This is a genomic window from Neobacillus sp. S1115, from assembly GCF_055385565.1.
This window is the reverse complement of record NZ_AP038275.1, coordinates 4,888,630-4,913,407: the sequence shown is the minus strand read 5'-3', so window position 1 is coordinate 4,913,407 and position 24,778 is coordinate 4,888,630. Positions and strand designations below refer to the sequence as shown.

Below are 24,778 nucleotides of genomic sequence, written 5' to 3'. Positions count from 1 at the left end.
GGTCTGACCACCAATGTTAAAACGGGGAATTTATTTTATTTTTTTATTCATTTGCGGGGTGACAGTCTTGACTTTAAGAGAAGAAGCATTACATATGCATCGAATTAATAAAGGGAAATTAGAGTCGAAATCGAAGGTGCCAGTAAGAAATGCACAGGATTTAAGCTTAGCCTATTCTCCAGGTGTAGCAGAACCTTGTAAGGATATTTATGAAAAACCGGAAACTGTCTACGACTATACAATGAAAGGGAATATGGTTGCAGTTGTTTCTGACGGTACAGCCGTTCTTGGACTTGGCAATATTGGCCCTGAAGCAGCGCTGCCGGTTATGGAGGGTAAAGCGGTCTTGTTTAAGAGCTTTGCCGGCGTCGATGCCTTTCCAATTTGTTTAAACACTACCGATGTAGACAAAATTGTTGAGACTGTTAAGCTTTTAGAACCTACCTTTGGCGGGGTAAATCTTGAAGATATTGCCGCCCCAAACTGCTTTGTCATTGAGGAAAGATTAAAGAAGGAAGCGAATATTCCAGTGTTCCATGATGATCAGCATGGAACAGCTATAGTAACCGTAGCAGGACTTGTCAATGCTTTAAAGCTGACAGGCAAGAAAATGACGGAAATTAAAGTCGTGGCTAACGGTGCAGGAGCAGCAGGGATTGCCATTATAAAATTATTATTTAGCTATGGTGTAAGAGATATCATCATGTGTGACACTAAAGGTGCGATATATGAAGGTCGTCCGGAAGGCATGAACAATGTGAAGGCTGAAGTGGCGAAGTATACGAACCGCGACAGCTTGGCAGGAAGCCTAAAGGATGTAATTAAGGGTGCCGATGTATTCATTGGTGTTTCCGCTGCGGGTTCGTTAACGAAAGAAATGGTTGCATCCATGAATACTGACCCGATTATTTTTGCGATGGCAAATCCGGTACCGGAAATTATGCCTGATGAAGCAAAAGAAGCAGGGGCAAAAGTGGTGGGAACAGGACGTTCTGATTTTCCAAATCAGGTAAACAATGTTCTTGCATTCCCTGGGATTTTCCGCGGAGCACTTGATGTTCGGGCTACCCATATTAATGAAAAAATGAAAATTGCTGCAGTTGAAGCCATTGCCGGTTTGATTGAGGAAGAGGAAATCAATGCAGATTATGTCATTCCGGGGCCATTTGACCAGCGGGTTGCTCCAAATGTTGCCGCTGCAGTAGCAAAAGCTGCCATGGAAACAGGTGTAGCAAGGATAAAAGTAGATCCTGAAGATATAAAGGAAAAAACAAAAAGGCTCGCTCTAATTGGCAAAAGTGAGTGATTCTTTCGTGAGCAATTCTAAAGTGTACCTAGAGATTTTAAAACAGCTAAGAGAAATGATAACGGATGATGGACTAAAGCAGGGGGATAAAATTCCTTCGGAACGTGAACTGTCTGAGCGCCTGAATGTCGGGCGCTCTTCCGTTAGAGAAGCACTGAGAGCTTTGGAACTGTTAGGCTTAATTGAAACACGCCGGGGTGAGGGTACTTATCTTCGTGACTTCCGGGGAAATCAATTGGTCCAGCTTCTCAGCACGTTTATTTTGCAGGATGAAAAAGCAAAACTGGATGTCTTCGAAACAAAAAACTTTATCGAAATGGATGGTCTGCGCCTCGCACTGAAAAGAATGGACCGATCGAATATCGCTGCCGTGAAAGAATGGGTGACGGAGTCAGAAGGATTCCAGGATGATCAATTTTTTTATCAGATTTTTGAAGCCGCAGACAACCATCTTTTTTTTAAGATATGGGAAATCTTAAAGGATTACTATCATTCGTTATCATCTTCTTCTGTAGAGTACAAGCGTGAAGACTATCTATATTTATTGGATGCAATGGCTGATAAAGACGAAATGAAGGTCCTTTTGGCATACGTTCAATTACGAAAATTGTCATCTGTCTAACGACAGAAAGCAACAGATTTTGAACTTTTTTTATTTTATAGTAAATTATACAAGCCCCTTTATAGGGCATTTTTAAATCCTTCAGTGGTCTGGCCACCTATCGGTATATGTATGAGAAAGCCAATTGTTAGAAAGACTGCTGATAGATTATCGTCATCAGCCAAGATTCCATACAAGGAGGTTTATTTTTTGGCGCTTAAAGATTTATTTTCCAAAAACCAGACAAAAAAGAAGAAATACGCAACCATTCCTACAGAAGCGGCGAAAAGCGACGTTCCTGAAGGAATAATGACAAAATGTCCTTCATGCAAAAAAATTATGTATACAAAAGAACTTTCAAAAAACTTAAAGGTTTGTCTTCATTGCAGACATCATTTTCCTATGAATTCAAAGGAGCGTATTGAAAGTTTTCTTGATGAAGGAAGCTTCGAGGAATTCAACGAAAATATGATTTCAAAGAATCCTTTGAATTTTCCCGACTATCTAGAAAAGGTTGAAAAGGACCGCAAAAAAACCAAAATAAATGAAGCGGTTGTCACTGGGGTTGGTACAGTTAACGGCCATAAAGTCGTTGTGTCCGTTATGGATTCAACCTTCCGAATGGGCAGTATGGGATCGGTTGTCGGCGAAAAAATTACCTTAGCGATTGAAAAAGCGGATGAATTGTCCGTTCCATTCGTTATTTTTACAGCATCGGGCGGAGCCAGGATGCAAGAAGGTGCACTAAGTTTGATGCAAATGGCGAAAACAAGTGTTGCCTTAAAGAAATTCAGCGACAATGGCGGTTTAATCATTTCAATTATGACCCATCCAACAACTGGCGGGGTGTCTGCTAGCTTTGCATCATTGGGGGATTATAACCTTGCCGAACCTGGAGCATTAATCGGTTTTGCGGGACGCAGGGTGATTGAGCAGTCAATCCGTGAAAAATTGCCGGAAGACTTTCAAACAGCAGAGTTTTTGTTAAAACATGGGCAGCTTGATGCCATCATTTCCCGATTAGAATTGGCAGAGAAAATTGCAACGATACTTGATATCCATCAGCCAGGGGGTGTGATTGAATGGCAGGCGAATTAGAATTTGAACGCCCAATCAATGAACTGAGAAAAAAAATAGCTGAGCTTAAGGAATTTACAGATACCACTGATGTGGATTTGAGTTCGGAAATCAATAAATTAGAGGCTCGGTTGGAGAAGCTGGAACGGGAAATATATGAAAATATTAAACCGTGGGACCGGGTGCAAATAGCCCGCCATCCTAACAGGCCAACAACCTTGGATTACATTTCCTATCTATTTGACGATTTCTTTGAATGCCATGGGGACAGGACTTTTGGCGATGATGAAGCGATTGTTGGCGGGATTGCCAAATTTAAAGGGTTGCCTGTCACAGTAATAGGCCATCAGCGGGGAAAGGATACAAAGGAAAATATCCGCAGAAACTTTGGAATGCCACATCCTGAGGGCTACAGAAAGGCTTTGCGGTTGATGAAGCAAGCTGATAAGTTCAACCGGCCGATTATTTGTTTTATTGATACGAAAGGCGCATACCCTGGTAAAGCAGCAGAAGAGCGGGGACAGAGTGAAGCAATTGCCCGTAACCTGTTTGAAATGGCAGGGTTGAAAGTACCAGTTATCTGTATTGTCATTGGTGAAGGCGGAAGCGGCGGCGCGCTTGGACTAGGTGTTGGCAACCGGATTTACATGCTTGAAAACTCCACCTACTCAGTCATTTCGCCTGAGGGAGCGGCGGCAATTTTATGGAAGGACGCTGCCTACGCTAAAAATGCGGCAGAATCTATGAAAATCACGGCGCCTGACCTAAAGGAACTAGGAGTTATCGATGATATCGTTCCAGAAATTAAGGGCGGTGCTCACAAGAATGTGCAAGGACAAGCTGCGGAAATTGAACCTGTCCTAATCAAATCCTTGGAGGAGCTTTTGAAGCTTTCTGCTGACCAATTAATTGCTGATCGATACAAGCGTTTTAGAACAATTGGAGAGTTTGGATTGATAAATGAATACATTGGAGTAAATTAAGGAAAATGCGTGCTCATTTGGGCACGTTTTTTCGTTGGGCATTCACAAAAAGTTCATATAAAATTGGCTGTAAAACCCATGATAACGTTCTCATTATGATATGAAACGCTTTCAGTTAACGAACTATTCCGTCTATTCTAAAATGGCTATTGACATAGTTGTTATGGTTATTCCTTCGTGATATTTTATTAATATTCAAGGGTTTTATGTTAATAATAGAAGAAGGAAAACAAATGTAATTTTAAACCATCCTTCTTAAAGAGGCTTACATAGTACCTTTATCCTATTAATGAGGTGATTACCATGAAAAAAATTGGGGTGCTGACAAGCGGCGGGGATTCACCGGGAATGAACCCAGCAATCCGCGCTGTTGTCCGAAAAGCCATTTATCACAATGTTGAAGTTTATGGCATCTACGGTGGTTACTCAGGGTTAATTTGCGGCAATATAAAAAAGCTTGAGCTCGGTTCAGTTGGAGATATCATTCATCGCGGAGGAACAATGCTTCAATCGGCCCGCTGCCCGGAATTTAAAACAACAGGGGGCCAGCAAAAAGGAATTGAACAGTTAAAGGCTCATGGTATTGAAGGACTTGTCGTCATTGGCGGTGACGGGTCATATCGTGGTGCGAAGGCATTGACAGAGCTTGGCTATCCTTGTGTTGGTGTACCGGGTACGATTGATAATGACATTCCAGGAACTGATATGACAATCGGTTTTGACACGGCATTAAATACAGTCATTGATGCAATAGATAAAATTCGCGACACGGCTACCTCGCACGAAAGAACTTTTATTATTGAGGTAATGGGGCGAGATGCCGGTGATATTGCCTTGTGGGCAGGGCTTGCCGGAGGAGCGGAAACGATTCTGATTCCAGAAGAGAATTACAACATGGACGAGATTGCTGATCGTTTGAGAAAAGGTCAAGAACGTGGGAAAAAGCATAGTATTATTGTGGTCGCCGAAGGTGTATGCAGCGGGGGTGAGTTTGCTAAGCAGCTAAAGGATGCCACCAACCTCGATACAAGGGTATCAGTATTGGGACATATTCAACGTGGGGGTTCGCCAACTGCCGCAGATCGGGTGCTTGCCAGCAGATTGGGTGCGAGAGCAGTGGAACTTCTAATTGAGGGCAAAGGCGGCCGTGCTGTCGGTGTGGAGAATAACAAGCTTGTCGACTACGACATTATTGACGCTCTTGCCAAAAAACATACATTGGATCTTGAACTATTTAATCTTTCTAAAGAACTTTCGATTTAAAAAAGGGAGGGCAAGAAATGTTGCGCAAAACAAAAATTGTTTGTACGATTGGCCCTGCAAGTGAAAGTGTTGACAATTTAACACAATTAATGAATGCAGGAATGAATGTAGCACGATTAAATTTTTCTCATGGGAATTTTGAAGAACACGGCGCTAGAATCAAGAATATCCGTGAAGCAGCCGGTTTAACAGGTAAAACAGTTGCCATTTTGCTTGATACAAAGGGGCCAGAAATTCGTACCCACAATATGCAAAATGGAGCTATTGAACTGAAGTCCGGAGAAGAAATTATTGTATCAATGACCGAAGTGGAGGGAACCACAGAGAAATTTTCCGTTACATACGAAGGTTTAATTGATGATGTACAAGCAGGTTCCAAAATTCTGTTGGATGACGGTTTAATTGGGCTGGAAGTGATCAACATTGATCATTCTAAGGGCGAAATTAAGACCAAAATTTTAAACAGTGGTACATTGAAAAATAAAAAAGGTGTTAATGTGCCGGGAGTTTCAGTTAACCTGCCAGGTATTACAGAGAAGGATAAACAGGATATTTTATTTGGAATTGAGCAGGGCGTTGATTTTATCGCGGCCTCATTTGTTCGCCGTTCCAAGGATGTCTTGGAAATTCGCCAGCTTTTAGAAGAAAACCAGGCAACACATATCCAAATTATCCCTAAAATTGAAAACCAAGAAGGCGTCGATAATATTGATGAAATTCTTGAGGTTTCAGACGGACTGATGGTAGCACGCGGTGACCTTGGTGTAGAAATTCCTGCAGAAGAGGTTCCATTGGTGCAAAAATCTTTGATTAAGAAATGTAATGCCCTAGGTAAACCGGTTATTACTGCAACACAAATGCTTGATTCAATGCAAAGAAATCCAAGGCCAACTCGTGCGGAAGCAAGTGACGTGGCCAATGCCATTTTTGATGGAACAGATGCTATTATGCTTTCTGGAGAAACTGCTGCAGGGCTATATCCGGTTGAAGCAGTGCAAACGATGCATAATATCGCTTCACGGGCTGAGCAGGCTCTGAACCATAAAGAAATCCTTTCACACCGCAGCAAGAATGCAGAACACAACCTAACTGATGCGATTGGTCAATCGGTTGCTCATACAGCATTAAATTTAGAGGTAAAGTCAATTATCACGCCAACTGAAAGCGGACATACAGCTAGGATGATTTCAAAATATCGTCCGAAGGCAGCGATCGTGGCAATTACTGCGGATGAATCAACCTGCAGGCGTCTAGCACTTGTCTGGGGAGTTTATCCACGGATGGGAAGAATGTGTACCACGACGGATGAAATGCTTGAAAGCGCCGTAGAGGAAAGCTTAAACAGCGGCATTGTTAAACACGGTGAGCTGGTGGTTATTACTGCTGGTGTTCCTGTCGGAGAAGCGGGAACAACGAATTTAATGAAAATCCATGTAGTGGGCGATATTATTACGAAGGGACAAGGGATTGGACGCAAGTCCGCTTTTGGAAAAGTCGTTATTGCCCATGATGCAAATGAAGCTACTGAAAAGGTAAAAACGGGTTCCATACTTGTAACCATCGGCTCCGACCGGGAAATGGTTCCGGCCCTTGAGAAATGTGCCGCCCTTATTACAGAGGAAGGCGGCTTAACAAGCCATGCTGCTGTTGTTGGTTTAAACTTAGGTATTCCTGTTATTGTGGGAGTTGAAAATGCACTCAAACTGTTTAAGGAAGGCCAAGAAATCACGGTGGACGCATCAAGAGGCATTATTTATAACGGACATGCTAGTGTACTATAATAAAAAAACTCGCCAGCCGGCGAGTTTTTTTATGGTCTAGGAAAGTATACATTAAATCATTGTGGATAACTTGTTACCTGGATAGACACGTCCAGCTCCAGCGCCCTAGCGGCTAGTGTCCTTCGCTCTCCGCCCTACGATAAGTCAACATCGAATCGCTTGCGCTCTTCGTGTTTCCTTTATCTCAGTTGGAGAGCTCCAGGCCATACGCCGCTGACCAGGGCGCTTACGCTTTTGTTCCTTTAAGCTTCTTTTCCCACGATAAACTTCCATAAATCATGAAAAACATTGGCCCTGTATAGCGTGCTTATGATCACAAGAGTTACGGGACCGACAATTAATCCAAGAAAGCCGATTAGTTTAAAACCTACGAAAAGTGCAATTAATGTTGCCAAAGGGTCCAGTCCAATGTTTGAAGAAAGGATTTTTGGCTCCATGATCTGTCTTTGAACCAACACGATTATGTAAAGGACACCAAGCCCAATGGCAAGCCCAACGTCGCCGCTTATAACTTCATAGACAATCCAAGGGACGAATACCGCTCCTGTACCAAGGTAGGGAATAATGTCGACTAGACCAGTCAAAAGGGCAATGGTAATGGCATAGTCCACACGAAGAATAAGCAATCCAACAAGAATGATAACCGTTGTTATGGAAATCAGCGTCAACTGCGCTCTAATAAAGCCGAAAAGCGCCTTTTTCAAATCAACAAATACTGTTTTTCCACTTGTTCTGGCTTTTTGTGGCAATAGCCTTCCACCCATCGCCTTTAAATGGTACCAATCCTTGCTGATGAAAAAGGTTGCCAACAAGGAGAAAATCAATACGGTTGCAGCATTTGGAATCCATGAAATAACATTAGGAATGCTGCCAAAAAAGCCTTGAATAAAGTTTCCGACAGTTGACCCTACCCTTTTGCCGATATTCTGAATATTGGTAATGATCGTGTCTTTCTGCCCGGGATTCAACTTATTAAAGACGCTAGTTAATTGATTGTACAAATCTGTAAAATAGTCTTCTAGGAATTTAATTAAAGTGTTTAAATGCTCTGGAATAACTTTAGCTAAGTAAGTGGCTCCGGTAACGATCTCGACTACGAGCAAAGTAATCAAGCCGGCAAAGATGGCAAATATAATAATGAGAGCAACAAAAACAGCAAGTACTCTTGGCATTTTTGTTTTATTTTCAAAAAGATTGACTAGCGGGTTTATGGCCAGTGCTATAATAAGGCCGATTAAAAATGGATAGGTTATTTTTGATAAATAGTAAAAGGAAAGCAGCCCTAAAACAACAACGCCGATAACAATTAAAAACCTAATGCTCCGGTTTATGTATTTGGGATTCAAAAGTAATAGACCTCCATTTTTTTAAAATCGCTTACTCTATTTTACCATTTTATTAATTTTTCTGCATATTTTTCCATCGCCTAAAATTTCTTCTTAAATTTATACGTTTAGTTATTAAAATTAGTTTCAGAGGAATATAGAAAAAAACTACTGGAGTTATTGTATTCCACATCATCGATAATGTTATGGTAAAATAACTTTAAGGGAGATTCGGTGAAAATACAGGCTGAAACTAAGTGAAATGGCTCGTGTTTTTAGCGCCGTTTTTTTTGAAATAATATTTTTTTGCTATTTTTAATTCCTTTTCATTCACAAAAATCTGATTATTGTTTATAATAGGCTTGTAAGCAATATCTTTTTTTACATAAACCGTATAGGAATACTGGAATACTTGAAAAATTATTTATTCCTGTGAATGAAAGGGCATACAGACTTTTTGGTTTTAATCCGAGCAATCGCTCAGTCACCTAGGGTAATGATCAGTTTATCGGCGATGATTTTGCAGTGGAAATCTTCAAATTACTTTATGCCGTTTCTTTTTATCCTAGACTGGGGATTTTCCGGTTTAAAAGAATTAATGAAGCAGTGGGTAATGGGGAATTTTACAATGTAAAGGAGAGATTTTTGATGACAGTAACACGTGGTCTCGAAGGGATTGTGGCAACTACTTCTTCCATTAGTTCAATTATTGATGATACGCTGACATACGTTGGCTATAACATCGATGATTTAGCTGAAAATGCAAGCTTTGAAGAGGTTATTTATCTATTATGGCATCGTAAGCTGCCTAATTCAGAACAATTGGCTGAATTAAAGCAACAGCTTGCTGAAAGTGCTGCACTTCCACAGGAAGTAATTGAGCACTTTAAATTGTTCCCGGTTCAGACAGTACACCCAATGGCAGCACTTCGTTCAGCTGTTTCTTTATTAGGACTTTACGATACGGAAGCAGATGTAATGGAGAAGGAAGCTAATTATCGTAAAGCGATTCGTCTTCAAGCTAAAATGCCTTCTATCGTGGCAGCTTTTGCACGTATCAGAAAAGGACTTGAGCCAGTTGCACCTAGACAGGATTTGAGCTTTGCAGCGAATTTCTTATATATGCTTTCCGGTAAAGAACCGGAACAAATTGCAGTAGAGGCAATTGATAAAGCCCTAGTTCTGCATGCCGACCACGAATTAAACGCTTCTACATTCACAGCTCGTGTCTGTGTTGCTACATTATCCGATGTTTATTCTGGTATCACAGCAGCAATCGGAGCGTTAAAAGGACCTCTTCACGGAGGAGCAAATGAAGCGGTAATGAAAATGCTTACCGATATTGGTACCCTTGAAAACGTCGAGCCTTATATCCGCGGCAAGCTTGAGAATAAAGAAAAAATTATGGGCTTTGGCCACAGGGTTTACCGCCAAGGAGATCCTCGGGCCAAGCATTTAAAAGCAATGTCCAAAAAATTAACAGAACTAACTGGCGAACCACAATGGTACGATATGTCAGTGAAAATTGAGAGCATCGTAACCGGTGAAAAGAACCTGCCGCCAAACGTTGATTTCTATTCCGCATCTGTATATCACAGTTTAGGTGTTGACCATGACCTAATGACGCCAATTTTCGCTGTCAGCCGTGTATCTGGATGGCTTGCTCATATTTTAGAGCAATACGACAACAACCGTCTAATCCGCCCGCGTGCTGAATACACAGGTCCTGGAATGCAGAAATATATTCCAATCGAACAAAGAGGATAACATTTTACTTTTTTTCGAAAAATTGGTTAAATAAGATTTGGTAGAGGTTAGGGGTGAATACCTGCTAACCTTTACTTAAGTCTTTACCATATCATCAGGTTTTCACGTTTTTACATACTAGGAGGGAGAACTACCATGCAAGGTGAAAAAATCACGGTAACAAATGGAGTCTTAAACGTACCAAACAATCCAATTATCCCATTCATTGAGGGAGACGGCATCGGTCCAGATATTTGGGCTGCATCTGAGAGAGTTTTAAATGCAGCTGTTGAAAAAGCCTATAAAGGCGAGCGTAAATTAGTTTGGAAGGAAGTTCTTGCTGGAGAAAAAGCATTCAATCAAACTGGCGAATGGCTTCCAAAAGAAACTTTAGATGTAATTAATGAGTACCTAATTGCAATCAAAGGTCCACTTACTACTCCTGTTGGCGGAGGAATTCGTTCGTTAAACGTAGCTTTACGCCAAGAGCTAGATTTGTTTGTGTGCTTGCGTCCTGTAAGATGGTTTGAAGGTGTTCCTTCACCAGTTAAGCGTCCGCAAGATACAGATATGGTTATCTTCCGTGAAAACACTGAAGATATTTATGCAGGTATTGAGTATGAAAAAGGAACTGAAGCAGCTAAAAAGGTAATTGACTTCCTTCAAAACGAAATGGGCGTAAATAAAATCAGATTCCCTGAAACTTCAGGTATCGGTATTAAGCCTGTTTCTCAAGAAGGTACAACACGTCTTGTCCGTGCTGCTATTAATTACGCAATTAAAGAAGGCCGTAAATCCGTTACACTCGTGCATAAAGGCAATATCATGAAATTTACAGAAGGCGCGTTTAAAAACTGGGGTTATGAGCTTGCAGAAAAGGAATTTGGCGATAAAGTCTTTACTTGGGCTCAATATGATCGCATTAAAGCTGAGCAAGGTGCAGATGCTGCTAACAAGGCGCAGGCTGATGCTGAAGCTGCTGGCAAGATTATCGTGAAAGATGCGATTGCTGATATCTTCTTACAACAAATCCTAACTCGTCCACGTGAGTTCGATGTTGTGGCTACAATGAACTTAAACGGCGACTTCATTTCAGATGCACTTGCAGCACAAGTTGGCGGTATCGGGATTGCTCCAGGAGCTAACATCAACTATGAAACTGGACACGCAATCTTCGAAGCAACACACGGTACTGCACCGAAGTACGCAGGTCTTGATAAAGTAAATCCTTCATCTGTCATTTTATCAGGTGTACTACTGCTTGAGCACTTGGGCTGGAATGAAGCAGCTACAATGGTCATTAAATCAGTGGAAAAAACGATTGCTTCAAAAGTTGTTACTTATGACTTCGCTCGTTTAATGGAAGGCGCAACTGAAGTTAAAACTTCCGAATTTGGTGACGAACTAATTAAGAACATGGAATAAGAAAAGCTAATGTGATAACAACAAAGTGTATTTAGGGCTGTTTTTATAACAGCCCTTTATTTAAAAAGTTCATTCAAAAAGGGGAGAAAAAGTATGTCATTAAAACGTAAAAAGGTTTCTGTAATTGGCGGAGGTTTTACTGGAGCAACTACTGCATTTTTGCTTGCCCAAAAAGAGCTTGGTGATGTTGTATTAGTTGATATTCCGCAAATGGAAAATCCCACTAAAGGGAAAGCGTTAGATATGCTTGAAGCAAGCCCTGTTCAAGGATTTGATGCCAATATTACTGGAACATCAAATTATGAAGATACGAAAGACTCAGACATCGTTGTTATCACTGCAGGTATCGCACGCAAACCGGGCATGAGCCGTGATGATTTAGTGCAAACAAACCAAAAAGTAATGAAAGCTGTTACCTCTGAAATCGCAAAATATTCTCCAAACTGTACCATCCTTGTATTAACGAACCCGGTGGATGCCATGACCTACACTGTGTTTAAGGAATCTGGCTTCCCTAAAAACCGTGTAATCGGCCAATCCGGTGTACTTGATACAGCTCGTTTCCGCACCTTTGTTGCACAAGAATTAAACATCTCTGTTAAAGATATTACAGGCTTCGTACTAGGCGGACATGGGGATGACATGGTTCCGCTTGTACGGTATTCTTATGCCGGTGGTATCCCATTAGAAACTCTAATTCCAAAAGATCGGTTAGAAGCAATTGTAGAACGCACAAGAAAAGGCGGCGGTGAAATCGTTAACCTTCTTGGTAACGGAAGTGCCTACTATGCTCCTGCAGCCTCATTGGTTGAAATGTGTGAAGCGATTTTAAAAGACCAACGCCGTGTATTACCTTCTATCGCTTACCTTGAAGGTGAATATGGTTATGAAGGCATTTATTTGGGTGTGCCGACTATCCTAGGTGCCAATGGTATTGAAAAAGTAATCGAACTTGACCTGACTGCAGAAGAAAAAGCTGCGCTAGATAAATCGGTTGAATCTGTACGTAATGTCATGAATGTTTTAGTTTAATAATGGTGTTTTATATTCGGGAAGGGCATAAACCCTTCCCGAATTTTCCTGAGGTAATGAAATCGTTTTCAAATGGAGGTTCGTGATGCTTTTAGGAAAAAAACGTAAGCTAGGAAGAAGAATTGAAGAAATAACCGTTGGGGAAAAACTCTCCTTCTCGGAGAAGGTGGAGGATAAAGATCTTCTCTTATATTTAGGATTAACCGACGATGCGAATCCGCTCTACATACAGCACGACTATGCTTCACAGACCCCTTTTGAAAAGCCGATTGTCCCAAGCGTGATGCTGACAGGGATGATGACTTCAGCCATCTCAAAATATCTCCCTGGCCCGGGAAGTCATGTAATGAGCCAAACGATTGAATTTACAAAGCCCGTTTACCATTATTCATCAGTTGAATTTCTATTTGAAGTAATCGAGGTAAATCGTGAAGGGCATTTTGTTGCTATTCGAGTTTTGGCATTCAATGAAAAAAATGAAACGGTTATCACCGGTGTGCTTAAAGTCTGTCCGCCATATCGCCTGGAAGAAATCCATGCCAGAGCATTAGATAATTTTTAATAGAACCTTTTTTTTATTAATAGATTGTCTCTGCATTTGGGCCTGTTGATTTCCGCTCCGGGCACACGCTTTCCGCGGGGAGGTCCTGGAGCCTCCTCGGCGCTGAATGCGCCTGCGGGGTCTCCAGTGACCTCTATATCCCGCAGGAGTCGGTGCCCTCCACTCCAATCAACAGGGAGTCATTCAACTAAAGATTGCAAGACACTTTTTCTAAGATTATTAAGTGTGTTGCAATCTTTTTTTATTTTTGGTCTGTTATAACTGAAAGTTGATTTCACTGTGTTTGTAAAATAAACGGTAAAATTCCGTTTAAATTGGGAAATACCCATATTTCCTTAAAAATAAAGGAAGCTTTTCCGTTAATATGCTCCAAATCTTTGGATTTTGTCTTATTTAGAGCAGTTAATCGGAATAACTCCGTTTATTTGTGCTTCTTAAGCTTCCTCTATATACATTAGCGGGAAATTCTCCGCCTATGAATTCTCTTAGCTACAAGAAATCAACAATGAATAATAACAGAGCCTATTTTTTAATGTGAGATTAAGGTCCTTATTAAATACACCTGTTGATTGGAGCGGAAGGCGCGTAGACTCCTGCGGGAGTACGGGGCAGGGGAGACCCCGCAGGAGCTTTAGCGACGAGGAGGCTCCCCGGCACGCCCGCGAACCGCTCGCGCCTGGAGCGCAAATCAACAGACCTGTTGAAAAGCCTTTAAACTAATAAAATCATAACAAATTAACGCGTTGAAATTGTTATAGATTGAGGTGAAATAAAAGGCTATCGAAAGTTTTTCAACAGCTTAAGGAATGTGCAAATACACATTCCTTTTCATATTTTCAGTGCGAGTTATCCGATAAAGGTTTTCTTTTCGGATTTATAATATAATAATGTTAAATGAAGGAAAGAGAGAAGCGAAATCGGAGGGCCTTACGATGAAAACAAAGGTATTGGTAGTTGATGATGAACACTCTATTGTGACACTTCTAAAATACAATTTGGAACAGGCGGGATATGAAGTAATTACCGCAATGGATGGGGAAGAAGGGCGGCAGCTAGCTGTACAGGAATCACCAGACATCATCCTGCTGGATTTAATGCTTCCCAAAATGGATGGTATGGAAGTGTGCAAGCAGCTTCGGCAAGAGCGTATAATGACACCTATATTGATGTTAACGGCAAAAGATGAAGAACTTGATAAAATCTTGGGCTTGGAGCTTGGCGCGGATGACTATATGGTGAAGCCGTTCAGTCCAAGGGAAGTGATTGCACGTGTTAAGGCGATTCTCAGAAGAACTTATTTGCAGACGGATGCGGGAGACCCAAGCCCAAAAGAAGATTCATTGATTACAATCGGGAAAATAACCATTTTTCCGGGAAAATATGAAGCATTTATTGAGGGGAATTTGCTTGAGCTAACTCTTAAAGAATTCGAATTGCTGCACTACCTTGCCCAAAACAAAGGAAATGTCTTAACCCGGGATCAATTATTAAGTGCTGTTTGGAATTATGACTTTGCTGGCGATACTAGGATAGTCGATGTACATATTTCTCATTTAAGAGAAAAAATTGAAAAGGATACCAGAAAACCGGCTTATATAAAAACTATTCGCGGACTTGGTTACAAATTGGAGGAGCCAAAAGAAGAATGACAAAGTTTCGAACTAAACTTTTGTTTTCTTTAATTATATTAATTTTTTCAGAATTAATCGGATTGGGAATTCTGTTCGGTCAGTTGTTCCATAGCTATTTTGTACATTCATTTAATGAAAGGCAAATATGGTGGATCCTATCCGTCAGTCTTTTAGTTGACCTTATCATCATTGTTTATCTCGGAATCCGAATTTCCACCAGATATATAAAGCCGATAAAGTCTGTGACAAATGTAGCCGTCGAACTCTCAAAGGGAAATTACCGTGCCCGGACAACTGTTGACAGAAATGATGAAGCAGGGATGCTGGCTGTAACCATTAATAGGCTGGCAGAAAATCTTCAGGAACTCAAAAAAATGCAGGAAATGCAGCAGGACCGTTTACAGGCATTGATTGAGAACATGGGAGCAGGTTTAATTCTTATTGACAGCCGGGGGTATATTAATTTAATTAATAAAGGCTATATCGAACTATTCCAAGTAGAACCATCTGATTATTTAGATAGGCTTTATTATGAAGTTCTTCAGGAAAAAGAACTATGCCAGATCATAGCAGAGGTTTTCCGGACAGAACAAAAAGCAAGAAAGCAGCTGCTTATCCCATTACAAATTGAAAGAAGATATTTTGATGTATACGGTGTTCCAATCATTGGGAAAAACAATGTCTGGAAAGGAATTTTACTCGTTTTTCATGACATTACGGAAATGAAAAAGCTCGAACAAATGCGAAAAGACTTTGTCGCCAACGTTTCGCACGAACTAAAAACACCAGTCACATCAATTAAAGGTTTTTCAGAAACTCTTCTGGATGGGGCAATGAATGACAAAGAGACATTGGAATCATTTCTTTCTATTATTTTAAAAGAAAGCGATCGGCTACAATCCCTAATCCATGACCTGCTAGAACTTTCAAAGATTGAGCAGCATAACTTCCTGTTAAACATTAATGAATTGGATTTATTTGAGCTGCTAGAGGACGTCATTACTCTATTAGCCGGTAAAGCACAAGCGAAAAACATTCAGCTTGAGCTTGTCAGTGAGCAAAAAAGTGCCAGCCTTAAAGGTGATATTGACCGATTAAAGCAAGTTTTTATTAATCTTATAGGGAACGCCATTACCTACACACCTTCAGAAGGAGTGGTAAAGGTATTACTCGTTGAAGAGGACGAAGTTGTCCGTGTTCATGTTAAGGACTCCGGTGTAGGGATAAAGAAGGATGAAATTCCCCGGATTTTTGAACGTTTTTACCGGGTCGACCGGGCCAGAGATCGAAATTCAGGCGGGACAGGCCTTGGTTTGGCCATCGTGAAACATTTGATTGAGGCACACCATGGAAATATCAAAGTGAAAAGTGATTTAGGAAGCGGCAGCGAGTTTATAATCGAACTGCCGAAGAACGTGAACTATTTTTTAGGAAGGTGATTGAATGGAACACAAAAAGCTTGTACTGATTGATGGAAATAGTATTGCATACCGGGCCTTTTTTGCATTGCCGCTTTTGAACAATGATAAAGGTATTCATACTAATGCGGTCTACGGCTTTACAATGATGCTGATGAAGATTTTGGAGGAAGAGAAGCCAACCCATATTTTGGTTGCTTTTGATGCCGGCAAAACAACCTTCCGCCACAAAACCTTTGAAGAATACAAAGGCGGCAGACAGAAGACACCACCGGAATTATCAGAGCAATTTCCGTTTATTAGGGAGTTATTAGATGCTTACGGAATCTCAAGATATGAATTGGAGAATTACGAAGCGGACGATATTATTGGGACGCTTTCGTTAACAGCTGAAAAAGACGGATTTGAAGTAAAGGTTATTTCCGGCGACAAGGATTTAACACAGCTTGCTTCACCGCATACTACCGTGGGGATTACCCGTAAAGGGATTACAGATATAGAGGTGTACACGCCGGAGCATGTTCAGGAAAAGTATGGCTTAATCCCTGACCAAATTATTGATATGAAAGGTCTGATGGGGGACTCATCCGATAATATCCCTGGTGTACCAGGAGTAGGTGAAAAAACTGCCATCAAGCTGCTGAAGGAATTTTCCACTCTTGAACAATTATTAGAATCAATTGACAAGGTTAGCGGGAACAAGCTGAAGGAAAAGCTTACAGAGTTTAAAGAGCAGGCGGCAATGAGTAAGCAGCTTGCAACGATTGAAAGACATGCGCCGGTGGAGGTAGACTTAGAGGATATCTCATATGATGGGTTTACGAGAGAAAAATTAATAGGCTTGTTTAAGGAATTAGGATTTTCATCGTTATTGGATAAACTTGGTGAAGATTCGGCAGTAGATGTGATACAAGAGCTTGAAGAGGTTGAATACATAATTCCATCCGAAATTAGCGGCGATTTATTTGCAAATACCAATTATTTTTATGTGGAAATGCTAGAAGATAACTATCATCAAGCGGAAATCATCGGATTTTCGATCGTTAACGACAATGGACATTTCTTTCTCCCGACGGAACAAGCGCTAAATTCGGAATCGTTTAAGAACTGGGCTGAGGATGAAGGGAAGAAGAAAACGGTATATGACGCAAAACGCACCGAAGTTTCCTTAAGAAGACAGGGAATTCATTTAAAAGGGGCGGATTTTGATATTTTAATGGCTTCTTATATTTTGAATCCATCAGAAACGGGTGAGGATTTAGCGGCAATTGCGGGTAAGTATGGCATTCGTAATATTCAATCTGATGAATCGTTTTATGGAAAAGGGGCTAAACAAAGGATTCCTGAAACAGACCGGCTTGCCGAGCACCTAGTCCGCAAGGGGATGGCTATGGCCGAATTAAAAGACAAATTAGAAGATGACCTAAAGAAAAATGAACAATATAGTTTATTTACGGAACTTGAAATGCCGTTATCACTCATCTTAGCTGATATGGAATCATGCGGCATTAAGGTGGAGCGGGAGCGCCTGGAGTCAATGGGTCGTGAGCTTAACGAACGGCTTATTGAAATCGAGGAGAAAATCTGTGAATTAGCCGGTGAAAAATTTAATATTAATTCTCCGAAACAATTAGGCGTCATTTTATTTGAAAAATTGCAGCTCCCTTCTTTTAAGAAAACGAAAACCGGGTATTCGACCTCGGCCGATGTTTTAGAAAAGCTGGCTGGTGAACATGAGATTATTGAACATATTCTTCTTTACCGTCAATTAGGCAAGCTGCAATCCACTTATATAGAAGGATTGCTAAAGGTAATCGAACCAGAGACAGATAAGGTTCATACAAGATTCCAGCAAACCTTAACGGCTACAGGGAGGTTAAGCTCCATTGATCCCAACCTGCAAAATATCCCGATCCGTCTCGAGGAAGGAAGAAGAATCCGTCAGGCCTTCGTTCCGTCCGAGAAAGACTGGTTGATTTTTGCAGCGGACTATTCACAAATTGAGCTGCGGGTTCTTGCACATATTTCCGGTGATGAAAAGCTAATCCAAGCTTTTAAAGAGGATATGGATATTCATACACGCACAGCCATGGAGGTATTCCATGTTGATGCAGACCAAGTTACCTCCAATATGAGACGGCAGGCAAAGGCTGTAAACTTCGGGATCGTTTATGGAATCAGCGATTATGGACTCTCCCAGTCGCTCGGCATTACGAGGAAGGAAGCAGGGCAGTTCATCGAGCGTTATTTGAACAGTTATCCGCGTGTAAAGGAATATATGGAGACAATCGTCCATTCAGCGAAGCAGAAAGGATATGTCTCTACATTGCTCCATAGGAGAAGATACCTTCCGGAAATAACGGCCCGAAATTTTAACTTAAGAAGCTTTGCCGAAAGAACGGCAATGAATACGCCCATTCAGGGGAGTGCCGCTGATATCATAAAAAAAGCGATGATTGATATGGATGAGGCATTAAAAGATAAAGGGTTGAAATCACGATTACTTTTGCAGGTACATGACGAATTGATTTTTGAAGCTCCTGAGGAGGAATTGGAAATACTTAAACAATTAGTGCCGTTAGTGATGGAAAATGCGATTGAGCTATCCGTCCCGTTAAAAGTAGATTATGCTTACGGATCAACATGGTTTGATGCAAAGTAAATAAACCAGCAAAGGGGGCTGCATTATATGCCAGAGCTTCCAGAAGTAGAAACAGTCAGGAGAACGCTGGAAAAGCTTGTTCTTCATAAAACCATCGAAGATGTAACCGTGTATTGGCCGAAAATCATTAAAAATCCTGCTGAAGCGGAACAATTCATCGATGCTTTAATAGGTGAGACTTTTGCTGCAATCGGAAGAAGAGGGAAATTTCTAATTCTTTATACAGAGAATTTCGCCTTAGTTTCCCATTTACGTATGGAGGGCAGATACGGATTATACCCGAAGGAAGAGCCATTCGATAAGCACACCCATGTGATTTTTCACTTTACAGATGGGACTGAACTGCGCTATCGGGATGTCCGGAAATTTGGAACCATGCATCTATACAAAAAGGGTGAAGAATTTACTAAGCCTCCCCTTATCCAGCTTGGTCCTGAACCTTTTTCAGAAGACTTTACCAAAGAGTACTTAGGGAAAATGCTTAAAAAAACGAATCGAAAAATTAAAACGGCTTTATTGGACCAAAACCTATTTGTTGGTCTTGGAAATATATATGTTGATGAAGCGTTATTTCGTTCAGGTATCCACCCCGAAAGGCTGGCGGGATCACTGAAGAAAAAAGAAATTGAGTTGCTGCATAAGGAAATTGTTGAAACTTTAAGTGAAGCAGTCGAAAAAGGCGGCAGCACGATTCGCTCCTATGTGAATTCTCAAGGGGAAATTGGCATGTTTCAACTAGAGTTATATGCCTATGGCCGCAAAGGGGAACCTTGTAAGAAATGCGGAACGCCCCTTGAAAAAACGACCGTAGGGGGAAGGGGCACCCATTATTGCCCGAAATGTCAAAGGCTTAAACATAAAACTTCGAGGAGTGTCTAGCTACAGCTCCTGGTCAAGGCGCTTCGGCTTTTCAGTTAACACTGGATAGGCTCCTGCCATATACTATCGTAGTATTTTGCAGGAAGGAGTCCTAGACACATCATGGTTCAGTTGTTCTCACTTCTCATACTCGCTCTTGCTCTCAGTCTTGACAGCTTTAGCGTAGGGTTTACGTATGGATTAAGAAAAATGGTTATGCCGTTTAAGTCCATTCTCATCATTGCATGCTGCTCAGCCATCTCATTGATGATTGCGGTATCAATTGGACATGGACTTGAAAAAGTATTATCACCGAGTATTACAGCAAGACTTGGAGGATTTATTTTAATCGGGCTTGGAGCATGGGTGTTATACCAGTTTTTCCGCCCTGAGAAAGAAAAAGAACCGATTGAACATGAAAAAACAATTGTAAACTTTGAAATTCGGTCATTGGGGCTGGCAATCAATATCTTAAGAAAACCGATGTCGGCGGATTTTGACAAATCCGGGACGATCACCGGAATCGAGGCATTAATGTTAGGCTTCGCTCTCTCACTGGATGCCTTTGGTGCAGGAATTGGAGCAGCAATGCTTGGATTCCCTCCCATTTATTTAGCCTTGACTGTTGCGGTTATGAGTTCATTATTTGTGTTATTGGGAATTAAATTCGGGTCCTTTTTTTACCGTTTTGACTGGGTTCAAAAGTTTACGTTTATACCGGGAATCTTATTAATCATCATAGGAATATGGAAGATATAACAATAGGAAAGGGAAAGGGCAGGAGTATGTCACTTGTTATCGGTTTAACAGGCGGAATCGCCAGTGGAAAAAGCACAGTATCTAATATGTTAAAAGAAATGAATATAACAGTTGTTGATGCAGATGTCGAAGCGCGTCTGGCGGTAGACAAAGGAGAACCTGCCTACCTGAAAATCATTGCCGAATTTGGTCAGGACATCTTATTAGAAAATGGGGAAATAGACAGACAAAAACTCGGCGCGATTATTTTTTACCAAGAAGAAAAAAGGCAGCTTTTGAATCAAATTGTTCATCCTGAAGTTAGAAAAAGAATGATGGAGAAGATTCAAAAGGCTTCGGAGAATCAAGAAGAAGTAATTATTCTTGATATTCCTTTGTTATTTGAAAGCAAGCTGACCTTCATGGTTGAAAAAACCATCCTTGTTTATGTAGACAGAGAAACGCAGTTGAATCGGCTGATGCAGAGAAACCAACTATCAGAAGCGGATGCACAGGCCAGGGTCAACTCGCAAATGCCGCTTGCTGAAAAAGTAAAACTGGCCAATGCCGTGATTGATAATAATGGATCAATAGAAGAAACAAAAAAGCAGCTCATTGAAATATTAGCCGGATGGGGAATTCAAAAAACATATCAATAACCTATGGAAGGGGGGCATTCACCCCTTCTTTTTTTATGTGGAGTTATCTGAATTATAAAACTTTTAAAAAATACGCTTTTTATTCATCACAAATAAAACTAAATGTGTTATACTAATACCATCAGATGGAGATAAAAGTATAACATTAATGCGGAAGGGGCCGTAAAATGAGAGCAAGAATTGCCATTAACGGGTTTGGAAGAATTGGAAGGATGGTTTTTAGACAAGCAATCCTTGAGAAAAAGCTGGATGTTGTCGCAATCAACGCAAGCTATCCTGCTGAAACGTTAGCACATTTAATTAAATATGATACCAATCACGGAACATTCCAGGGAGAAGTCATCCCTTTAGATAATGAACTGCTTGTAAATGGAAAAAGAGTCAAGCTTTTAAGTAATCGTAATCCAGAAGAACTTCCATGGAGAGAATTGGGAATTGATATTGTCATTGAAGCAACTGGAAAGTTTAACGCTAGGGAAAAGGCTGCGCTGCATTTAGAAGCGGGAGCAAAGAAGGTAATCCTTACTGCACCTGGTAAGAATGAAGACGTTACGATTGTTATGGGTGTAAATGAAGAAATGCTCGATATTGAACACCATGAAGTGATTTCTAATGCATCTTGTACAACAAACTGCCTTGCACCAGTTGCAAAGGTTTTAGATGATAAATTTGGAATTGAATGCGGATTAATGACCACTGTTCATGCTTACACAAATGATCAAAAAAATATCGATAATCCACACAAGGATTTACGACGGGCTCGTGCGTGCGGACAATCTATCATTCCGACTACGACAGGTGCAGCGAAAGCACTATCCCTTGTTCTGCCGCAATTGAAGGGCAAACTACATGGTATGTCACTGCGCGTTCCAACGCCAAATGTTTCCCTTGTTGATTTAGTTGTAGACCTTAAGCAAGATGTAACGGTGGATGATGTTAACAAGGCGTTTAGAGAAGCTGCCGGAGGTCCGTTAAAAGGAATTTTAGACTTTACGATGGAACCATTAGTTTCAGTCGATTTTAATACGAATGAACATTCCGCCATTATCGATGGACTTTCCACGATGGTAATGGGGACAAGAAAAGTAAAAGTGTTGGCTTGGTATGATAATGAGTGGGGCTATTCTACACGTGTAGTCGACTTAAGTTTACTTGTCGCCGAAGAAATGGCTAAAATGTCGCAGGTAAAGGTTAGCTAAATAAGATAAGATTAAAAAGAGGTTGCTTTACAGGCGCCTCTTTTTATATTTTCGGGATATTGATATACACTAGAAACAAAGGTTTATAAGGAGGAACGCTAATGGCGATTTTATTGGGGCTCTTTACCCGTTTTAAAAGACAAATTGAAACAACAGATAAACAAACTGATGATTCTTTAAAAACTCATTATTATAAAGGGACATTCAATCAAGTTTTCGATTCAGTAGAACAAATTTTTAAAGAAGATGCTGATTGCCATGTTACAACGGTTTCTAAGGAGCACGGCGAGATTGCTGTTGATATCCAGAAGCCCTTTCCATGTTTTCTTATTGCAACAATTGTCTCTGTTAAACCGATGGAAACAGCTGTGGATTTTACTATTTCATCCGAAAAGTTCGCAATGCTTGGGACCTATCCGGAATTAAAAAAACGTATTGTCGCCTACTATAAGCGAATTAGCCAAATACATACCAATACTGGAACAGGAAAAAACTATTAATACTTTTACTTGTGAAAAGGTGTTCTTTTTTATAAGATAATAGTAAGAATTGCTGCGGAAAATGTTCGGATTTACCTATTAGATTTGGAGTTGGTTTAGGAGATGAAATGCCCTTCATGTCAGAATTATGGCACACGCGTACTTGATTCCCGGCCCGTGGATGAGGGACGTGCAACACGAAGAAGACGAGAATGCGAAGAATGCGGGTACCGTTTTACTACATTTGAGAAAATCGAAGAGATTCCTTTAATTGTCGTCAAAAAGGAAGGAATGAGGGAAGAATTCAGCCGCGATAAAATCCTGCGCGGGCTTATTAAGGCATGTGAAAAGCGCCCTGTTGCTTTAAAGGAATTAGAGGACATTACACATGGTGTAGAGAAAGCTCTTCGAAGTCAGGGTGTTTCCGAAATTAAAAGTGATGAGATTGGCGAAATGGTGATGGACAGGCTATCAAAAGTAGATGAGGTTGCATATGTCCGCTTTGCATCAGTTTACCGCCAATTTAAAGATATCAATGTTTTTATCGAAGAATTAAAAGAATTAATGAACAAAGAGAAATTATAAAGAGCTGTTTCGGCTCTTTTTTAGCTAATAGGAAAGGTTTGAATGAAAATGGCGCAGCATTGGCAGGAAATACTTCCAATCGATCGTTATATTGTTACCGCTAATGGACTGCTGCATGAGTATGACCGAAAAGTGCTGACATTTTTATACCAGCCTTTAATTGGGTCAACTTGCTTTAGCTTGTATATGACACTCTGGGCTGAACTGGAAGAAAATCGATTATGGTCGGAATCCTCCACACACCATTTATTAATGAATCTACTAGGTCGGAATCTAAATGAAATCTATGAAGCACGCCTAAAACTTGAAGGAATCGGCTTGGTGAAGACTTATGTTAAAACGGAGGATGAGGTGCGTTCCTTTATTTATGAACTCCACCCTCCGTTAAGCCCGGACCAGTTTTTTTTGGATGGTATGCTTAACATTTATCTTTATCGTAAAATTGGAAAAAATCATTTTTCCCGTTTAAAACGCTTTTTCTCGGAACAGCAAATCCCAAAAGGTACAGGATATCAGGAAACCACTAAGGCGTTTCAGGAAGTGTTTATGTCAGCAACACCCGGTACTATCCAATATATGCAGGATAACTCTGAGGATCTTGCTGCCGATACAGACCAGCACTTTATAGGGCGTCACGATTCAAGTGGTGTGCAAATTGATATCGGTACGTTTGATTTTGATCTGCTTATCGCCGGTTTAAATGAATCGCTTGTCCCGAACAAAGCTTTAAACCATAAGGTAAAAGAGGTTATTAGTAAACTCGCATTTCTTTATAATATCGATGCTATTCAAATGAAAAATATTATTCTCAGTGCTGTTAATGAGGCAAATGAAATTGATTTGGAAGAGTTGCGAAAAGCTGCGCGTGATTGGTATCAATTTGTGAACTATGACCAGCTGCCGACACTCATCGAACGTACCCAGCCGGCTGCCCATCGGGTTCAAACGGAAGAGCCAAAAACAAAGGAAGAGAAGCTCATTCATTATTTGGAAACAACGTCCCCTTTACAGTTTTTAAAAGACCTGTCGGGAGGGGCAGAACCATCAAAATCGGAAATTGAGCTGATTGAAGAGATCATGTTCAATCAAAAGCTTCTTCCAGGTGTTTTAAATGTGCTGATGCATTTTGTGATGCTAAAGACCGATATGAAGCTGACAAAGGGGTACACCGGGACAATTGCCAGCAACTGGGCAAGGCTGCAAATAAAGACGGTCAAAGAAGCGATGGAGCAAGCCAAGAAGGAATCTCAAAAAACGGCCAAAAATAAACAGGCTACCGGAAAAACATCAAAGCAAAAGCCAATCCGGACGGAGTTTCTTCCAGAATGGTTTGACGAAGATCCATCCAAAAAGGCTGAGCCGCACAAGGAAACGACCAAAGATTTAGAAGCAAAAAAACGTGAAATAGAAGAAATGCTTAAGGCATTTGATGACTAGATGCTGGAGGT

At 40.8% G+C, this 24,778-nt stretch carries 21 protein-coding genes; 20 read left to right on the top strand and 1 reads right to left on the bottom strand.

The features are described from left to right. Positions 1 to 67 precede the first annotated feature (67 nt). The 6 genes from ystJ (at position 68) to pyk (ending at position 7,011) form a co-directional block, all read left to right on the top strand. On the top strand, positions 68 to 1,306 hold the full coding sequence (gene ystJ, locus ACZ5B7_RS24040) for an NADP-dependent malic enzyme (RefSeq protein ID WP_464491232.1): 1,239 nt from the start codon (positions 68 to 70) through the stop codon (positions 1,304 to 1,306). A gap of 55 nt (positions 1,307 to 1,361) precedes the next feature. Beyond that, positions 1,362 to 1,928, top strand: coding sequence for a FadR/GntR family transcriptional regulator (locus tag ACZ5B7_RS24035; RefSeq protein WP_464494560.1), 567 nt, complete (start codon positions 1,362 to 1,364; stop codon positions 1,926 to 1,928). 189 nt (positions 1,929 to 2,117) lie between these two features. Continuing rightward, entirely contained in the window at positions 2,118 to 3,005 is an 888-nt protein-coding gene (accD, locus tag ACZ5B7_RS24030; protein WP_464491231.1) for an acetyl-CoA carboxylase, carboxyltransferase subunit beta, read from the top strand. Continuing rightward, positions 2,990 to 3,967 (top strand): acetyl-CoA carboxylase carboxyl transferase subunit alpha, encoded by a 978-nt coding sequence (gene accA, locus ACZ5B7_RS24025; protein WP_213144624.1) that lies wholly within the window; start codon positions 2,990 to 2,992, stop codon positions 3,965 to 3,967. Before accD ends, accA begins: the two co-directional genes overlap by 16 nt. Before the next feature lie 303 nt (positions 3,968 to 4,270). After that, positions 4,271 to 5,230, top strand: a complete 960-nt coding sequence (pfkA, locus tag ACZ5B7_RS24020) for a 6-phosphofructokinase (protein WP_423799292.1) — start codon at positions 4,271 to 4,273, stop codon at positions 5,228 to 5,230. A 20-nt stretch (positions 5,231 to 5,250) separates the two neighbouring features. Then, positions 5,251 to 7,011: a pyruvate kinase gene (pyk, locus tag ACZ5B7_RS24015; protein ID WP_464494559.1), complete on the top strand. Its 1,761-nt coding sequence runs from the start codon at positions 5,251 to 5,253 to the stop codon at positions 7,009 to 7,011. A gap of 242 nt (positions 7,012 to 7,253) precedes the next feature. On the opposite strand, the gene ytvI is transcribed toward pyk, so the two are convergent. Further along, positions 7,254 to 8,357 (bottom strand): sporulation integral membrane protein YtvI, encoded by a 1,104-nt coding sequence (gene ytvI, locus ACZ5B7_RS24010; protein ID WP_464491230.1) that lies wholly within the window; start codon positions 8,355 to 8,357, stop codon positions 7,254 to 7,256. A 627-nt stretch (positions 8,358 to 8,984) separates the two neighbouring features. Between ytvI and citZ the strand changes: the two genes are divergently transcribed. The 14 genes from citZ (at position 8,985) to ACZ5B7_RS23940 (ending at position 24,767) form a co-directional block, all read left to right on the top strand. Next, positions 8,985 to 10,103 carry a citrate synthase gene (gene citZ, locus ACZ5B7_RS24005; protein ID WP_423799290.1) on the top strand — a complete coding sequence of 373 codons (1,119 nt, stop codon included), beginning with the start codon at positions 8,985 to 8,987 and terminating at the stop codon, positions 10,101 to 10,103. Positions 10,104 to 10,238: 135 nt separating this feature from the next. Next, complete coding sequence (gene icd / locus ACZ5B7_RS24000) at positions 10,239 to 11,507, top strand: NADP-dependent isocitrate dehydrogenase (RefSeq protein WP_464491229.1); 1,269 nt, start codon at positions 10,239 to 10,241, stop codon at positions 11,505 to 11,507. Between the two features lie 93 nt (positions 11,508 to 11,600). Continuing rightward, entirely contained in the window at positions 11,601 to 12,539 is a 939-nt protein-coding gene (gene mdh, locus ACZ5B7_RS23995) for a malate dehydrogenase (RefSeq protein ID WP_464491228.1), read from the top strand. A gap of 85 nt (positions 12,540 to 12,624) precedes the next feature. Further along, positions 12,625 to 13,101, top strand: coding sequence for a MaoC/PaaZ C-terminal domain-containing protein (locus tag ACZ5B7_RS23990; protein ID WP_464491227.1), 477 nt, complete (start codon positions 12,625 to 12,627; stop codon positions 13,099 to 13,101). A 932-nt stretch (positions 13,102 to 14,033) separates the two neighbouring features. Next, a complete protein-coding gene (locus ACZ5B7_RS23985; protein WP_213144630.1) occupies positions 14,034 to 14,750 on the top strand; it encodes a response regulator transcription factor in 717 nt (238 codons plus the stop codon). Continuing rightward, positions 14,747 to 16,171 carry a two-component system histidine kinase PnpS gene (pnpS, locus tag ACZ5B7_RS23980; RefSeq protein ID WP_464491226.1) on the top strand — a complete coding sequence of 475 codons (1,425 nt, stop codon included), beginning with the start codon at positions 14,747 to 14,749 and terminating at the stop codon, positions 16,169 to 16,171. The genes ACZ5B7_RS23985 and pnpS overlap by 4 nt, the downstream gene beginning before the upstream one ends. A gap of 4 nt (positions 16,172 to 16,175) precedes the next feature. Next, entirely contained in the window at positions 16,176 to 18,812 is a 2,637-nt protein-coding gene (gene polA, locus ACZ5B7_RS23975; RefSeq protein ID WP_464491225.1) for a DNA polymerase I, read from the top strand. A 27-nt stretch (positions 18,813 to 18,839) separates the two neighbouring features. After that, complete coding sequence (mutM, locus tag ACZ5B7_RS23970) at positions 18,840 to 19,691, top strand: DNA-formamidopyrimidine glycosylase (RefSeq protein WP_464491224.1); 852 nt, start codon at positions 18,840 to 18,842, stop codon at positions 19,689 to 19,691. A gap of 102 nt (positions 19,692 to 19,793) precedes the next feature. Next, positions 19,794 to 20,429 carry a sporulation membrane protein YtaF gene (ytaF, locus tag ACZ5B7_RS23965; protein ID WP_423799283.1) on the top strand — a complete coding sequence of 212 codons (636 nt, stop codon included), beginning with the start codon at positions 19,794 to 19,796 and terminating at the stop codon, positions 20,427 to 20,429. 26 nt (positions 20,430 to 20,455) lie between these two features. Next, positions 20,456 to 21,067, top strand: coding sequence for a dephospho-CoA kinase (gene coaE / locus ACZ5B7_RS23960; protein WP_464491223.1), 612 nt, complete (start codon positions 20,456 to 20,458; stop codon positions 21,065 to 21,067). Between the two features lie 167 nt (positions 21,068 to 21,234). Beyond that, positions 21,235 to 22,266, top strand: a complete 1,032-nt coding sequence (locus ACZ5B7_RS23955) for a glyceraldehyde-3-phosphate dehydrogenase (protein ID WP_423799282.1) — start codon at positions 21,235 to 21,237, stop codon at positions 22,264 to 22,266. A 101-nt stretch (positions 22,267 to 22,367) separates the two neighbouring features. Next, complete coding sequence (locus ACZ5B7_RS23950) at positions 22,368 to 22,766, top strand: hypothetical protein (RefSeq protein WP_464491222.1); 399 nt, start codon at positions 22,368 to 22,370, stop codon at positions 22,764 to 22,766. 102 nt (positions 22,767 to 22,868) lie between these two features. Then, complete coding sequence (gene nrdR / locus ACZ5B7_RS23945; RefSeq protein WP_464491221.1) at positions 22,869 to 23,330, top strand: transcriptional regulator NrdR; 462 nt, start codon at positions 22,869 to 22,871, stop codon at positions 23,328 to 23,330. A gap of 48 nt (positions 23,331 to 23,378) precedes the next feature. Then, positions 23,379 to 24,767 carry a replication initiation and membrane attachment family protein gene (locus tag ACZ5B7_RS23940; protein WP_378584422.1) on the top strand — a complete coding sequence of 463 codons (1,389 nt, stop codon included), beginning with the start codon at positions 23,379 to 23,381 and terminating at the stop codon, positions 24,765 to 24,767. Positions 24,768 to 24,778: the final 11 nt, after the last annotated feature.

Bases quoted from the DNA above. Each gene is read 5' to 3' on its own strand.
- ACZ5B7_RS23940 (WP_378584422.1), top strand. From the start codon at position 23,379: ATGGCGCAGCATTGGCAGGAAATACTTCCAATCGATCGTTATATTGTT.
- ACZ5B7_RS23955 (WP_423799282.1), top strand. From the start codon at position 21,235: ATGAGAGCAAGAATTGCCATTAACGGGTTTGGAAGAATTGGAAGGATG.
- pnpS (WP_464491226.1), top strand. From the start codon at position 14,747: ATGACAAAGTTTCGAACTAAACTTTTGTTTTCTTTAATTATATTAATT.
- coaE (WP_464491223.1), top strand. From the start codon at position 20,456: ATGTCACTTGTTATCGGTTTAACAGGCGGAATCGCCAGTGGAAAAAGC.
- nrdR (WP_464491221.1), top strand. From the start codon at position 22,869: ATGAAATGCCCTTCATGTCAGAATTATGGCACACGCGTACTTGATTCC.
- accA (WP_213144624.1), top strand. From the start codon at position 2,990: ATGGCAGGCGAATTAGAATTTGAACGCCCAATCAATGAACTGAGAAAA.
- ACZ5B7_RS23985 (WP_213144630.1), top strand. From the start codon at position 14,034: ATGAAAACAAAGGTATTGGTAGTTGATGATGAACACTCTATTGTGACA.
- ytaF (WP_423799283.1), top strand. From the start codon at position 19,794: ATGGTTCAGTTGTTCTCACTTCTCATACTCGCTCTTGCTCTCAGTCTT.
- polA (WP_464491225.1), top strand. From the start codon at position 16,176: ATGGAACACAAAAAGCTTGTACTGATTGATGGAAATAGTATTGCATAC.
- icd (WP_464491229.1), top strand. From the start codon at position 10,239: ATGCAAGGTGAAAAAATCACGGTAACAAATGGAGTCTTAAACGTACCA.
- ACZ5B7_RS23950 (WP_464491222.1), top strand. From the start codon at position 22,368: ATGGCGATTTTATTGGGGCTCTTTACCCGTTTTAAAAGACAAATTGAA.
- ACZ5B7_RS23990 (WP_464491227.1), top strand. From the start codon at position 12,625: ATGCTTTTAGGAAAAAAACGTAAGCTAGGAAGAAGAATTGAAGAAATA.
- ACZ5B7_RS24035 (WP_464494560.1), top strand. From the start codon at position 1,362: ATGATAACGGATGATGGACTAAAGCAGGGGGATAAAATTCCTTCGGAA.
- mutM (WP_464491224.1), top strand. From the start codon at position 18,840: ATGCCAGAGCTTCCAGAAGTAGAAACAGTCAGGAGAACGCTGGAAAAG.
- citZ (WP_423799290.1), top strand. From the start codon at position 8,985: ATGACAGTAACACGTGGTCTCGAAGGGATTGTGGCAACTACTTCTTCC.
- mdh (WP_464491228.1), top strand. From the start codon at position 11,601: ATGTCATTAAAACGTAAAAAGGTTTCTGTAATTGGCGGAGGTTTTACT.
- pfkA (WP_423799292.1), top strand. From the start codon at position 4,271: ATGAAAAAAATTGGGGTGCTGACAAGCGGCGGGGATTCACCGGGAATG.